Raw genomic sequence first — 13,607 nt, forward strand, 5'->3', positions numbered from 1 at the left:
AGTAAGATGGCGATATTTCCGCGCAGCAGAATATTTAAGCAGGGCGTCTCTAAGATCCGGGCAAATTCTGCGTTCGAGGACACGCCTGATGCTGAACTGCGACGTTGCGACACGCCCCGAAATTACGATGGCGCATATGGGTTTCGTGACGTCGATCGATGGCTCGAAGGTCCATCTCGGGCTGCTGGGCGGCGATGGGCGTCCCAATATCCGCGCGACGGTAGGGCATTTCGTTCAGATCCAGGCCGGCGCCGCCAGGTTAGTCGGCGTCATCACCACCTTGTCGTCAGGTGGCGATCGCGGTGGGCCATCGAGCGCTTACGCCAGCCTCGATCTGCTGGGCGAGTTCATCGTCGAGGCCGGTGCAAAGCGGTTCCGCCGCGGCGTCGCCTGTTATCCGGCGATCGGCGACGGCGTTAGCCTGCTCGCTCCGGCCGACCTTCGGGTGGTCTACGAAGTCTCCGCCTCGAACGTCGTGGCCATCGGCACGCTCGTGCAGGATCCGGATACGCCAGCCTGCATCAAGATCGACGATCTTCTGTCGAAGCATTTCGCCGTCCTGGGAACGACCGGAGTCGGGAAGTCGAGCGGCGTCGCCGTGATCCTCGATCAGGTCATGCGCGCGCAGCGGAAGGTTCGCATCTTCCTGCTCGATGTCCACAACGAGTACGCCAATTGCTTCGGCGAACAGGCGAATGTGATCACACCCCGCAACCTCAAGCTTCCGTTCTGGTTTTTCAATCTCGAAGAGATCGCAGATGTGATCTACGGAGGCCGACCTCCGGTCGACGAGGAGATCGAGATCCTGGCGGACGTCATTCCGCTCGCGAAGCTGAAGTATGCTCAGTACAAAGAGGCGAGTGAGCGACAAACCATCAAGCGTTCGAACGGCAAGAACGCCGGCTACACCGTCGACACGCCTGTGCCCTACATGCTGCAGGACCTGATCGCGTTGATCGACGAGCGGATGGGGCGGCTCGAGAACCGCGTCACGCGGATGCACTTCCATCGCCTCATCACCCGGATCGAGGCCATTCGCAACGACCTGCGCTACGGCTTCATGTTCGAGAACGCCAACGTCGGCGGCGATATGATGGGCGAGATCCTCGCGCATCTGTTCCGGTTGGAGCCGGACGGGCGGCCGATGACGATCATGCAACTCGGCGGGTTGCCGATGGAGGTCGTCGACGCCGTCGTGTGCGTGCTCTGTCGCCTCGCTTTCGAGTTCGGCATCTGGAGCGAGGGCGCGATCCCGTTGCTGTTCGTGTGCGAGGAGGCCCACCGCTACGCCTCGGCCGACCGGGCGATCGGATTCACGCCGACCCGGCGCGCGCTCTCACGCATCGCCCGCGAGGGCCGCAAGCACGGGGTCTATCTGGGCCTCGTCACGCAGCGCCCCGCCGAACTCGACCCGACGATCATGTCGCAATGCAGCACGCTGTTTGCCATGCGCATGACCAACGACCGCGATCAGGCCATACTGGCCGCCGCCGTTTCGGATGCGGTGAACCTGCTCACGTTCGTTCCGTCCCTGGGCACCGGGGAGGTGATCGCGTTCGGCGAAGGCGTGCCGATGCCGGCGCGGTTCACGTTTCGCCCGCTGCCGCCGGAGCGGCAGCCGCGCAACGATATGAGCGCGCGTCTCATGGATGACGGCGTGGCGATCGCGGGCGCGGGCTTCGTCGGCGCGGTGGTGGAACGCTGGCGCGGCGCCACCATGAACAAGGCCGGCGGGCCCGACACCGACCCATCGGTCGCGACCCGCATCGGTCGCGACCCGGTCGCCGACGCCGGCAACGGCAGCGCCATCGACCAGGTCCATCGCCGGCTGCTCAGGCGTCCTCTCGACGGCGCCGACCACGCGGCCGAGGCCGGCGCGCGCTCCGCCAAGTCCCTCTGGCAGCAGGGCTGACCGTGACCGAGCGATCCGTCACCCATCTGCAAAGCTTGCTGGAAGTCACGCTTCAGGCGCTGCCGGTCGGGATCCTGGTCCACGACGACCACGGTCTCTGCATTCTCGCCAACGCCGCGACGCACCAGCTCGGAGCCAAGGCGACGCGAGACCTGCCGCGCGCAGCCCTGACGCATCCGGACGGGGTTGTCGTCGAGCCGGTCGGCGAGCGCGTTTTGGAGGTTCAGGCGCGGAGCGTGATGGTTGAACAGGAGGTCTACACGTTGACCTCCCTGATCGACGTCACGCACCACCACAGGCTCCAGCGCGACCTCATCAATCGCGCCTTCATCGACGCGCTCACTGGCCTGCCCAACCGCACCATGTTCGAGCAGAGCGTTGAGGAGCTGGTCGCACGAGCGGGTCCGGCCGACCGGTTCGCCCTCGCGTTCATCGATCTCGACAACTTCAAGCACATCAACGATTACTATAGTCATGCGGCCGGCGACGCCGTGCTGCGTCGGGTCTCCGACCGGATCCGCGGCGCCCTGCGCCCCAGTGACATGCTGGCCCGCGTCGGCGGCGACGAATTCGTGCTGCTGCTGAACCCGGTCACCGATCGCATCGCGACGGTTGCGGCGATCACGGAGATTTCCGAACGCCTGAAACAGCCGTGCTTCATCGACGGCCACGAGATCTTCGCGTCCGCGTCGATCGGCGTCAGCCTGTTTCCGGATCACGGCGCGACCTACGAGATCCTGCGCTGCCGAGCCGATAACGCGATGTATCAGGTCAAAGGCGGCGTGAAAGGGGGCGTCAGCCTGTTCGACGAGACCATGAGCCACGCCGCTACGGCGCGCATGGCGGTCGAGCAGCGGTTGCGCCTCGCCATTCGCGACCGCCGCTTCTGTTGCGCCTTCCAGCCGAAGGTCGACATGCGCACGCACACGGTGCTGGGCGTCGAGGTGCTGCTGCGGTGGCGGGATGAACGTGGGACGGTTCACGCCCCGGGGGACTTCATCGGTCTTGCGATCGAACTCGGGCTGATCAACGAGATAACGCTCCAGATATTGTCGGAGACCATCCGGACAATACCGGAAATCGATGACATATTTGGGACCGGCATCTCGATCAGCTTGAACATCGCCGCCAAGCAAGCGTGTGACGTTCCGTTCATGACCCGGTTCTGCGACGCCCTCGGCAAAACCGGCATGGCCAGCCGCTTCGTGCTCGAACTCACCGAGGAAGCGTTCTTCACGAAGGGGCTGTTCCAGCGCGAGGTTCTTCCCTGCATCCGGGCTGTCGGGGCGCGGGTTTCGATCGACGATTTCGGCGTGGGCTATTCATCCCTCGCAGCCCTCGCCGAGATCACCGCGGACGAACTGAAGATCGACCGCTCATTCATCACGGACATTCACAAGCGGCCGCGCAGCCAGATTCTGCTCAGAGCGATCGAATCCCTGGGCCTCGCCCTCGGGATGTCGGTGGTCGCCGAGGGTGTCGAAACCCACGAGGAGGTCGCCTACCTGCTCGGCGCGACGCAGATCCGCTGCGCACAAGGCTATTACTTCGCCAAGCCTATGCTGATTGACCAGATCGATAGCCCGGACAAGCGGATTTCCGCACCGCGCGGCACATATCAGCAACGGCAAATCTCCTCCGGCCGGGCTTATGAAACCCGGATAAGTGCGCTGCGCTGAGCCGCGTCGAACTTTAACGAATGATGTCACCACATCGGCCGGTGTCCGGCGCGCCTGATGGGCGAGATCTCGGCGACAACAACGACGGCGTCCGAGACGACAATTTTCGCGTCTTTCAATGCTGCGTCACGGCCGCCGAGCGCGTCAGCATCAGATTAATCATTCCCTGAACGCTCCGCGGTATTACCGTTAATAACCTTTTATTTATCGGTCTTTGTTAGATATGCGCTTAACAAAGTTCGTGTAATCATAGGTCGAATTAGATGAGTCGGTGATTTGAATACGATCATTGCACAGGAGCATATATCCGCCAATGATGGGCCGCGGATATTGCGAATAAAATATTTGATTTTGAAGAATGAAGCATGAATACTATTGACTCGCGTTTCTCAAGTCGCATCCGCCGAGACTTATCGGCTACGACCGCCGTAGCAATCGGTCTTGGCTTGATGTTCACCGGGTCAGCCCGTGCGCAAAGTAGCTATGCGGCGGGTGGCGGATCTACGCCCAACGCAAATAACAACGCGACAGCGATCGGGTCTGGAGCGACAGCCAGCGGCGATCGCTCGTTTGCCGGTGGGTACAATGCCACGAGCAGCGGCGCGGACTCGACGGCCATCGGCTCGGGCGCGAGCGGAACAGGCGCCGGCGCCGTCGCAATCGGCTCGGACGCAAAGGCACAGTCGGCGACGAAAGCGCAAGGAATCATCAATTATAGAGACCGCAGTGGCGCCGGCATCAGCGGTGCCGCCGCAGGCGGCGATCTCTCCAGCGGCTCCAACGGCAGCACGTCACCGCCCAACGAAACTTCGGATGTGGGTTCGATCCCGTCCGGTACCGCAATCGGATTGCGATCGACAGTCGGCGCTGCCGGCGGTGTGGCGGTCGGCTACAACAACAGCGCGGGCAACCCGGACTACAACTCGACCGCGATCGGGACGAGTAACTCCGCCAACGGCGCGTACGGCGTTGCGATCGGCTATGGCAATACAGCGGATGGCCGTTCGACGCTGTCGCTGGGCACCGGCAACCAGGCGTCGGGCGATATCGCCATCGCCCTCGGGCGGCAATCCTATGCCGTAGGTGACTTTTCGTTCGCGCAAGGCTTCATCGCCAGTGCCTACGGCCAGGATGCGCTCGCCATCGGCCGCCTCTCGGTCGCGGGCGAGAAAGGCGCAAATTCGACGGCCAGCAACATCGCCATCGGTGACAACACGTCTGCCAAGGGTGGCTCGGCGCTGGCGATCGGCAGCGGTGCCAAAGCGTCGTCGAAACAGGCGGTCGCGATCGGCTCGAACGCCATGGCGTTGCGCGGAACGATCAGCGGCACGGAGGCATATAGCGGCACGGCACTGAGTTCGGCCAATACGGAATTCTCGGTCGGCGATTCCGGGACCGAGCGCCTGATCACCAATGTTGCGGGTGGCCAGAAAGACACTGACGCGGTCAACGTGCGTCAGCTCAGGAGTCTCGGCAACACCCTTGGCACTACGCTCGGAAGCTCGTTCGACCAGGCGACCAACACTTACACGCCGCCGAAATATTCCTACGCGAAACGAGACTACAGCACGATCCCGGATCTCGTCGGTTCGATCGACAGCCTAGCCTTGCGCTATGACACAGATGGTGGCGGAAAGCGTCTGGCGAGCATCGATCTGACCCGTGGCGGCGACCTCGGATCAGCCGTTTCGATCACCGGCCTGGCTCCGGCAGCAACCGATAGCGGCGCCGTGGCCCTGTCACAGATGCCGCTGCGCTATTCGACCGCGAGCAGCCCGACCGTCGCGAATCCGGCCGTTCCATCGAATGACGTGACGCTGGTCGGTTCGAACGCCCGCCAGACGGTCCTGCTCCACAATGTCGGCCCCGGCGATATCACCACCAGCGACTCGACGGATGCTGTCAATGGAAGCCAACTCTATTCGACCAACCAGAAGGTCGCTGCGCTCCAGAACGGCAGCCTCGGTCTCGTCCAGCAGGATCAGACCACCCGCACCATCCGCGTCGGGAAGGGCACCGATGGCAGCGCCGTCGATTTCACCGGGACCGACGGCCCCCGCCGCCTGACCGGCGTCGCCGCCGGAACCAGCGACAGTGACGCCGCGACGCTGGGTCAGCTCCGGGCAACCGGCGACGCGCTGGGCGGCGGCGCAGGGTACGACGCCACGGGCGTCTTCACGAAGCCGAGTTACAGCGTCGGTGGCCAGATCTACCGCGATGTCGGTTCGGCCCTCGCGGCGAGCAACAACCTCGCGGTCCAATACGTGCCGGATAGGAATGGCAACCCGACCAACGTCGTCGATCTCGCCAAGGGTGGCACTACGGCCGTCTCCTTGCGCGGCGTCGCGTCGGGCTTGGTGGCGGCAGGCTCGACCGAAGCGGTCAACGGCGGTCAGCTCTACGCGGTCAGCAACAGCGTCACCGATCTGCAGAACGGGACCTCCGGTCTGGTGCGACAGGACTCGACCTCGCGCGCCATCTCGATCGGCGGCGCCACGGACGGAACGGTGGTTTCCATCGCCGACCAGAACGGCACGGCGCGCACGCTGACCGGGGTCGGCGCAGGCCAAATCACGGCCAGCAGCACGCAGGCGATCAACGGCGGCCAGATCTACACGGTCGGCGCCTCCGTGGCCTCGACACTGGGCGGCGGCGCTGGGATCGCCGGCGACGGGACGCTAAGCGCGCCCAGCTATGCGATCCAGGGGGCGACCTACAACACCGTCGGTGGCGCCCTCGGCGGCCTCAACGCTGCGGTGACGACGCTCAGCACCAACGGTAGCCGCTATGTGGCCGTGCGGAGCACGGGCGCTGCGGCGCAGGCCCTCGGCGCCGATTCCGTGGCGATCGGACCTGCGGCGTCGGCCCGCGCCGATCGCGGCGTCGCCCTCGGGGCCGGTTCGGTCGCCACCCGAGCCGGGATGGCGGGGGCCGCCGAAGCCTTCTCGGGAGCCGCGGTGAACTCGACACAGGGGGCGATCTCGGTTGGCTTCGAGGGCGGCGAACGCCAGATCACCAACGTCGCCGGTGGAACGCAGGACACCGACGCGGTGAATCTGCGCCAAGTGCGCGCTCTGGGTGGCAACCTGGCGAGTGCGCTGGGTGGTGGAGCTCGCTTCACGGCGGATGGCGGCTTCACGGCGCCCAGCTACACGATCGGCGGCCAGACCTACGCCAGCGTCGGCGCAGCCCTCGGCGCCGTCGACACCTTCGGGGTGAGATACGACGTGGACCCCTCCACCGGCGGCCGCGGTCAGTCGATGACGCTGGCTGGCGCCGATCCGAACCAGCCGGTGATGATTCGCAATGTCGCGGCGGGCGTGCTGGCCACCGATGTTGCCAACACCGGACAGGTGGCACAGGCCAAGGCCGAGGCCAACGCCTATACCGACCGGAGCGTCGCGGTGGCTTCGGCCGCCAGCGTCGCCTACACCGATGCGGCCGTGGCCCCCCTGCAGAAGCAGATGAGCAGTCTCGGCAGCCAGTTGCTCGATCTCAATCGACAAGTCGGCGAGGTTCGCGCGGACGCGCGGCGCGGAGCGGCGATCGGGCTGGCCGCCGCGGCCCTCCGCTTCGACGACCGGCCGGGCAAGCTCAGCGTCGCCGCCGGTGGCGGCGCTTGGCGCGGCGAAGCTGCTGCGTCCTTCGGCATCGGATACACCCTCCCGGACGGCACGGCCCGGGTGAATGCCACCGGTGTCGCCGCAGGCCGCGATTTCGGCATCGGCGCCGGCGCAAGCTTCACCCTGAACTGAGGTGCCCAGCGTGCGGCCACCGCGGATGTCATGGCGACCGGGATGCGCATGCGCGCTCCTCCTGGGGATCGGCCTGTTGTCGGCGGCACAGGCGCAGTCGCCCCTGCGCGGCAGCCTGACCGAGGAGCTACCGTCCGCCGCGCCAACCTATCAAGTGAAGCCCGTCGACGGGGCCCCGGTCAGCCCGGGCATTCGCCGCGTCCTCGAACGGTTTCTGACTTGGACATTGATCTGCGACGAGGCGAAAGGCCGTCAGGTCTGCAACATTGTCCAATCGATTGCTGCCCCGGACGGGAGCCTTGTCTTCAGTTGGTCAATCGCTGCCACAGCGTCAGGCGAACCGGTCTTCGTCGTGCGCGCACCGGTGACGGGCGTCCCCGCCCGCACCGTCACGTTAAATTTCGGGGGTGCTGCAACGGTGGTTCGTCTGACCGCCTGCGACGCCAGCCTGTGCGTCGGCTTTCTGCCGGTCGACCCGACGATGATGCGCCAGATCCGTGACAAGGGCACCGTAAAGATCCATTACTGGACAGCAGACGGATCGCCCAGAGTCGATATATCGTCGTCGTTGGACGGGCTTGCACTTGCAATCAAAAGTTTGCGAGGAAAATCGACCCCGAGCTAGATCTCGGCGTCTGAGCTCGACTTTGGCCAATTGGGGTACCGGTCGAGCGGTGCGAGGTGACGAAGCGGGCATGACGGGTAGGCTGGGGTGTCACCAGCAAGAGACACCCGATGCCCGATCTGTCCGCCCGCTTCGCCGGACCCATCCTGTCGTTCACGCCACTGTTCGTCCACCGCTCGTGGCGTCATGCGCAGATCCTCCTGATCGGCGCGATCCTCATACCCGGCCGTCGCACGGCGACCATCTTACTGCACATCATGGGCCGCGCGCATGAGCGGCGGTTCGTGAACGTCCACCGCATCCTCGACCGCGCCGCATGGCGCCCTCGGTCCGGCAGCCGCATCCTGCTCGGACTGCTGATCGCCGCCTTCGCGCCGCACGGCCCACCGCGGCCAGCCGGGTGGTGGTGACACCTTCGACCTACGGCACCGACAACCGCGCAACCCTCGATGGCGTCGCACAGTTCGGCCCCACGGCCCGAGCGGTGGTCGTGGTCGATCTCGACATCGCCGATACCGCGCTCCGAGCGATGGCGACACGGGGCGTTGTGGGGATTCGCATGAACTTCGGTACGCCGCAGTCTTGGGGACCGACGACAGCCAAGCGATTGGAGGCGATGGCCCGCAAGGTCGAGCCCCTCGGCTGGCACCTCCAGATCTACGCGACCGACGACCAGATCCTGGAGCTGGAGCCCGTGCTGAGGCGCCTACCGACGTCCCTCGTCGTTAATCACTTGTCGCGGCTCTCGCCGGCCCAGGGTGTGAGCCATCCCGCCTACGCCGCGGTGCGCCAGCTGCTCGATGGCGGTCGGACATGTATGAAACTGTCGGGCGCCTTCCTCAACACCGCGAGCGGCCCGCCTGCTTACGCCGAAGCGACGATGGTCGCGAAGTCCTACGCGATGGCGGCCCCGGACCGGATGATCTGGGGCAGTGACTGGCTTCGCAGGGGCGAAAAGCACATGCCCAAAGATGCCGAGCTGTTGGACCATCTGGACCAATGGGTGCCCGACGACCAAGCGCGAACGCGGGTTTTGGTCGACAATCCTGCAACGCTTTACGGCTTCAATTGAACGAACTTTAAGGAGTGCGTGAAATGAAGCCCTTCGAGTTCGTGTCCGCTTACAGCGAATCCGCAGATCCGGTTGGATGACCGGGATGGGCGCAAAGCGGCCGGCCGGATCCTGCCGATGACGGAATAGTTGCTCTCGGCGGTCGATGCAGCTGGCTGTACACAAGGCCTCTTTAACATGATCATATGAAAATTCGAGACGCTATAAAGAAGTCAAACGCCTCCAGGAAGCCGACTCAATTCCTCCAGCATCATCTCGAAAGCAAGCTTGCTGAACGTTTCGACAAGCCGGCTTCGAGCATGATCCGGCGGAAAAAGAAGAGCAAAACGTACGGGCAAAGAGGGCACAAAAGGCCGGATCTCTATTTCTGAAACTTTCGCCTCTTCATAGGCTGCTAAAGGGTTCATCAAGCTCATACCTAGTCCGGCGGCTACTAACACACAGATTGATGCGCCCAGCCCGGCCTCGACAGAGACTATGGGTTCGACACCCGCGGCTTCGAACACCGCGTCGATCTGCGTCCGCAGCGTGCTTCCCAGGGGCGATGCGATAAACGGCGCATCATGAAAATCAGCCGGCTCCAAACGTTCAAGCGCGGCGAGCGGGTGGGCCGGGGGCAGCACGGCGACACAATCCATCGTCAAGACGTGCTCTGGCGCTGGATCGGTGGCATCACCGTAGATCATCGTGAGCGCCACGTCGCAAAAGCCGGTGGCGATCCACTCGCTCACTGCCGCGTCGCCGCCGGAATGGATCGCGATTGCCACCTCCTGATGCTCGGTCTTAAATCGGGCCACAGCCCGCGCGAGCAACCCACCAGCCAGACGTGGCATCGCGGCGACCCGCAGACGCCCGGAGCCGAATGAGCGGATGCGAACCGCCGCAGCTTCTAGGCTCGACAAACCGACGAAGGCTCGCTCGACTTCGGCGGAAAAGCGCATGCCGTCGAGTGTCGGCGCGAGCCGGCCGCCGGCACGCTCAAACAAGGGAAGACCCGTTATCGCCTCGAGTTGCGCGATCAGGCGGCTCACCTGTGGTTGCGAGGTATGCAGGCGCTGAGCCGCCGCTGTCATCGAGCCGGCCGCTATGACAGCCCGGAACGCCTCGACATGCCGGAAACTCATCAGCCGCTTGCGCATATCAAATCCGAATAGACGACCGGCGAATTGGAATTGGACGACGTATGCGCCCCGCACGATAACACCATACCATCGCCTCTGCGGATCGCTCACAGGCACCCGTCTCGCTACCTTCGCAGAAGCATGAGGACCGAAGCGATGTTGAAATCCTGTTTCGCACTGCTCAGCGTCGCGGTTTGGATAGGAACTGGAGTTCCAGTATCGGCCGAAGGCGAAAGTCGACTGGACAAAATTCGAATGTCTGGACGTATCAACATCGGTTTTCCCGATGCGTCGCCGCCGTTTGCCTTCCTTGACGGATCCGCCAAGCCGGTGGGCTATTCATTGGAGATATGCGAGCACGTGGCCGCGGAGCTCAAGACCGCGCTGGGGTTAGCCAAGCTCGACGTAGGCTACGTTCCCGTCATGTCGGCGACACGGATCCCACTCATCAACAACGGCACGATCGACTTGGAATGCGGCACGGCGAGCAACCTGCCGGAGCGGCACAAGCTCGTGGCGTTCGCCCCGACAACCTTCGTCGCACAGATCGTGCTCGTGGCGCGTAAGGAGACGCCGGTCGACGTGAACGACCTCGCTTCGTTCCGTGGAAAAGCGATCTCAGCTCAGGCCGGAGGTGAGACGCAACGCGTCGTCACCCGGCTCAATGTCCGCGACAAGCTCGACATCCGGATCATGCCAGCCAAGGACACGGCGGAAACCTTCCTGCTGTTGGATAGCGGTCGCGCCGCCGGCTCAGTCAACGACGATGCGCTCGCGCACGCGACCGTGGCGGGCGCCAAGCGCCCAGGCGACTTCAAGATAGGCGTCAAGGGCCTCGAATTCGCACCCTATGGCATCCTCGAGCCCAAGGACGATCCTGACTTCAAGGCTCAGGTCGACAAAGCGGTTGTCAAGCTGATCGAGGACGGTACCGTAGCCAAACTCTATACTAAGTATTTCGAGTCCCCGATCCCGCCCAAGGGTATCAATCTTGAACTTCCGATGAGCGAGATCTTGAAGCGCGCACTCGCCAAGCCGACCGATTCCGGCGACGAAGCCGATTACCGATAGCCGGCACACCATACCATGGCCTCTTCCATATCCATCGACTCCAGCCCCCACGCCACCGCGGTCGACCTGCGCAGCGATACCGTCACGCGGCCGACCGAGGCGATGTACGAACGGATGCGCACCGCTCCGCTCGGCGATGACGGTCTTGAGGGCGACCCGACCGTGCGCGAACTCGAGGCGACTACCGCCGCGATGCTTGGCAAAGATGCCGGCTTGTTCGTACCCACCTGCACCATGGCCAATCTCCTGGCGATCCTCGCGCAGGTACAGCGCAGCGAGCAGATCCTGCTGGAAGCACAGGCTCACATGGTCACCACCGAGCGTGGGGCAGCTACCTTCACCGGGGCCTTCCTACTTGGAATCACGGGTTGCCGCGGGGCGATGGATCTCAACCGGTTGGAGGACGCTTTACGGCCTTCCGCCAGCCCGCTCCGGACGGCGATGATAGCGCTGGAGACCTCGCACAACGCGGCTGGCGGCGCGGTGCCGCCCGTCTCACACATGGCGGCCGTGGCGGAGATGGCTCGCTCGCGCGGTATCCTTGTCCATCTGGACGGGGCGCGACTGTTCAATGCCGCCACCTATCTCGGGCTCGCACCGGCAAAGCTTGCGGTCCATGCCGGTACGGTGTCGCTATGTCTGTCGAAGGGCTTGAGCGCCCCGGTGGGCGCGGTTCTGACCGGTCCGGATGCCGTGATCGCCAATGCACGACGGATCCGCAAAATGATCGGCGGAACGCAGCGTCAACTCGGCATTATGGCCGCGGCTGGTCTGGAAGCAGTGACGGTGATGGGCGCGCGGCTAGTCGACGACCACGCAAGCGCCCGCCAACTCAGCGATGGGCTGAACGCGCTGCATCCCAGCATCTCTGCAAGTGTGCCGCAGACCAACATCGTTCAAGTCGATCTATCGCGCACCGGCCGAGGTAGCGAGCTTTGGGTCACCGATTTGGAGGCCGCGGGTGTGAGAGTGCGCCCGCTGGGTGAAAACCGGCTCCGGCTCGTCACCCATCGTCACATTGGGCCAGCCGAAATTGACAAAACCGTTGCATTTTTCGGATCATGCTTGAATTATGTAAAATAAAACTTAACATTAACGCCTGGTTATTTCCTGCATAAAATTATGCTTCATAGAAGATTTGGTTTCTGAAAATCACATAACATAAATTCGCATTCGCCATATGAATTTGTTATGATATTTTTTTATAAAAGATATTCAGGGCGTCTTCTTTGTTAAGACTAATTTCGAAGGAGGAGCTTTATAACTGGCCGGTTCAGTTAGTCAGTCGACTGGCCCTGCAGAAAGCAGCATGTCCGCGTCAGAGAAGTTCGACCGAAAAGGCGGACGGGCTCCAACCGTCCCAAAATTGACGTTGGTGATGGCTGGCCTGATGCTCCAAAGCAGTTGTGGGTAGCGCTCCGGTCTGAACGGTGGAATGAACATGCTTTCACAGCAGGCCGCTCGAACCGCCGGTTAAGCTGGATAGGCGCAGGAGGTCTTCCATGAACGATCAAGAGATTAGACGCGCTCTCGACCCGCACTGGGCAGCCTCGGACGCGTACGATTTTGAGGAAGAGCATCAGATCTATCTCGACAACGCAGTGCTTGAATATCTTCAATCCGGCGAGCGCATCAGCGGGCGGTACAAGATCCAGGCATCTCGTACGGCGCAACCTAATAAGAAACGGTTTGATGTGAGACGGATTGTCGGCTCTGGCGATTTATGGGTGACGGAGTACGTACTCACGTATGACGGTAAGCCGTCCTACACCGTGAGCATTATGGAGTTTCGCGACGGGAAAGTTGTTCGGGAAACGCAATATTTCGGTGACCCCTTCCCACCGGGACCGTCGCGTTCGCAGTGGGTTGAACAGATTGTTTGACTTCGAGCCCCGGACCGGCAGTGGGAGCCGCCGAGAAGCGAGAGTTCGCTTTCTGGGTTCGGCGGCCGATAGCAGACCAGCAGATATCCACCCAATTGCGTCGTAGGAGGGACCGTACATCATCGGAAGCAGCCGTAAGAATTCTATCGTTCAGGCCGTGAAGGACGGCCGGAGTAGTGTAGTTACTGACTCATTTAGATTTTCATGCAAAACTTGCGCCAAAACTATTTTTAAGGGGCGCCAATTCCATCGGCGGCCCACCTGCGATCAGTCCTTCGCGCGATATGCATCCGGTATGACGAACACTTCATCCGCTCGGGCGTAGCCGCCATCCTTGACCTCTTCGATCAAAACCATGGTGTGTGGTCGAACGGCTTCGCTGAAGTAATCGACGAACAGGTTGGTCACCTTGTGGACGATCTCTTCCTTCTGCGCCCGGCTGAGCGCAGCCTCCGGGACCTTGATGTTAGCGAACGGCATCAGAGTTCT

Annotated in this window: 11 protein-coding genes; 9 read left to right on the forward strand and 2 right to left on the reverse strand. The window is 62.9% G+C overall.

The genetic code is table 11. The features are described from left to right. Positions 1-88 precede the first annotated feature (88 nt). The 6 genes from ACYQPG_RS20260 (at position 89) to ACYQPG_RS20285 (ending at position 9,043) form a co-directional block, all read left to right on the forward strand. Complete coding sequence (locus tag ACYQPG_RS20260; protein ID WP_461231595.1) at positions 89-1,912, forward strand: ATP-binding protein; 1,824 nt, start codon at positions 89-91, stop codon at positions 1,910-1,912. 2 nt (positions 1,913-1,914) lie between these two features. Further along, a complete protein-coding gene (locus ACYQPG_RS20265; protein WP_461231596.1) occupies positions 1,915-3,591 on the forward strand; it encodes a putative bifunctional diguanylate cyclase/phosphodiesterase in 1,677 nt (558 codons plus the stop codon). A gap of 449 nt (positions 3,592-4,040) precedes the next feature. After that, entirely contained in the window at positions 4,041-7,346 is a 3,306-nt protein-coding gene (locus ACYQPG_RS20270; RefSeq protein ID WP_461232486.1) for a YadA-like family protein, read from the forward strand. Between the two features lie 76 nt (positions 7,347-7,422). Further along, positions 7,423-7,971, forward strand: a complete 549-nt coding sequence (locus ACYQPG_RS20275) for an invasion associated locus B family protein (RefSeq protein ID WP_461231597.1) — start codon at positions 7,423-7,425, stop codon at positions 7,969-7,971. A gap of 110 nt (positions 7,972-8,081) precedes the next feature. Next, entirely contained in the window at positions 8,082-8,381 is a 300-nt protein-coding gene (locus ACYQPG_RS20280) for a hypothetical protein (protein ID WP_461231598.1), read from the forward strand. Beyond that, complete coding sequence (locus tag ACYQPG_RS20285; protein WP_461231599.1) at positions 8,288-9,043, forward strand: amidohydrolase family protein; 756 nt, start codon at positions 8,288-8,290, stop codon at positions 9,041-9,043. The genes ACYQPG_RS20280 and ACYQPG_RS20285 overlap by 94 nt, the downstream gene beginning before the upstream one ends. Before the next feature lie 212 nt (positions 9,044-9,255). On the opposite strand, the gene ACYQPG_RS20290 is transcribed toward ACYQPG_RS20285, so the two are convergent. Beyond that, the gene (locus tag ACYQPG_RS20290; RefSeq protein WP_419830060.1) at positions 9,256-10,182 is read right to left on the reverse strand and encodes a LysR substrate-binding domain-containing protein; all 927 of its coding nucleotides are present in this window, start codon (positions 10,180-10,182) and stop codon (positions 9,256-9,258) included. A 237-nt stretch (positions 10,183-10,419) separates the two neighbouring features. On the opposite strand from ACYQPG_RS20290, the gene ACYQPG_RS20295 reads away from it, so the two are divergent. The 3 genes from ACYQPG_RS20295 to ACYQPG_RS20305 all read left to right on the forward strand — a co-directional run bounded on the left by ACYQPG_RS20295 (position 10,420) and on the right by ACYQPG_RS20305 (position 13,118). Beyond that, positions 10,420-11,235 (forward strand): amino acid ABC transporter substrate-binding protein, encoded by an 816-nt coding sequence (locus ACYQPG_RS20295; RefSeq protein WP_461231600.1) that lies wholly within the window; start codon positions 10,420-10,422, stop codon positions 11,233-11,235. Between the two features lie 15 nt (positions 11,236-11,250). Further along, on the forward strand, positions 11,251-12,318 hold the full coding sequence (locus ACYQPG_RS20300) for a threonine aldolase family protein (protein ID WP_461231601.1): 1,068 nt from the start codon (positions 11,251-11,253) through the stop codon (positions 12,316-12,318). 419 nt (positions 12,319-12,737) lie between these two features. Continuing rightward, entirely contained in the window at positions 12,738-13,118 is a 381-nt protein-coding gene (locus ACYQPG_RS20305; RefSeq protein ID WP_461231602.1) for a nuclear transport factor 2 family protein, read from the forward strand. 267 nt (positions 13,119-13,385) lie between these two features. Here ACYQPG_RS20305 and ACYQPG_RS20310 read toward each other — a convergent pair whose 3' ends face one another. Beyond that, positions 13,386-13,598: a tautomerase family protein gene (locus ACYQPG_RS20310; protein WP_147832167.1), complete on the reverse strand. Its 213-nt coding sequence runs from the start codon at positions 13,596-13,598 to the stop codon at positions 13,386-13,388. Positions 13,599-13,607: the final 9 nt, after the last annotated feature.

This window comes from Methylobacterium sp. CM6246 (assembly GCF_054818005.1).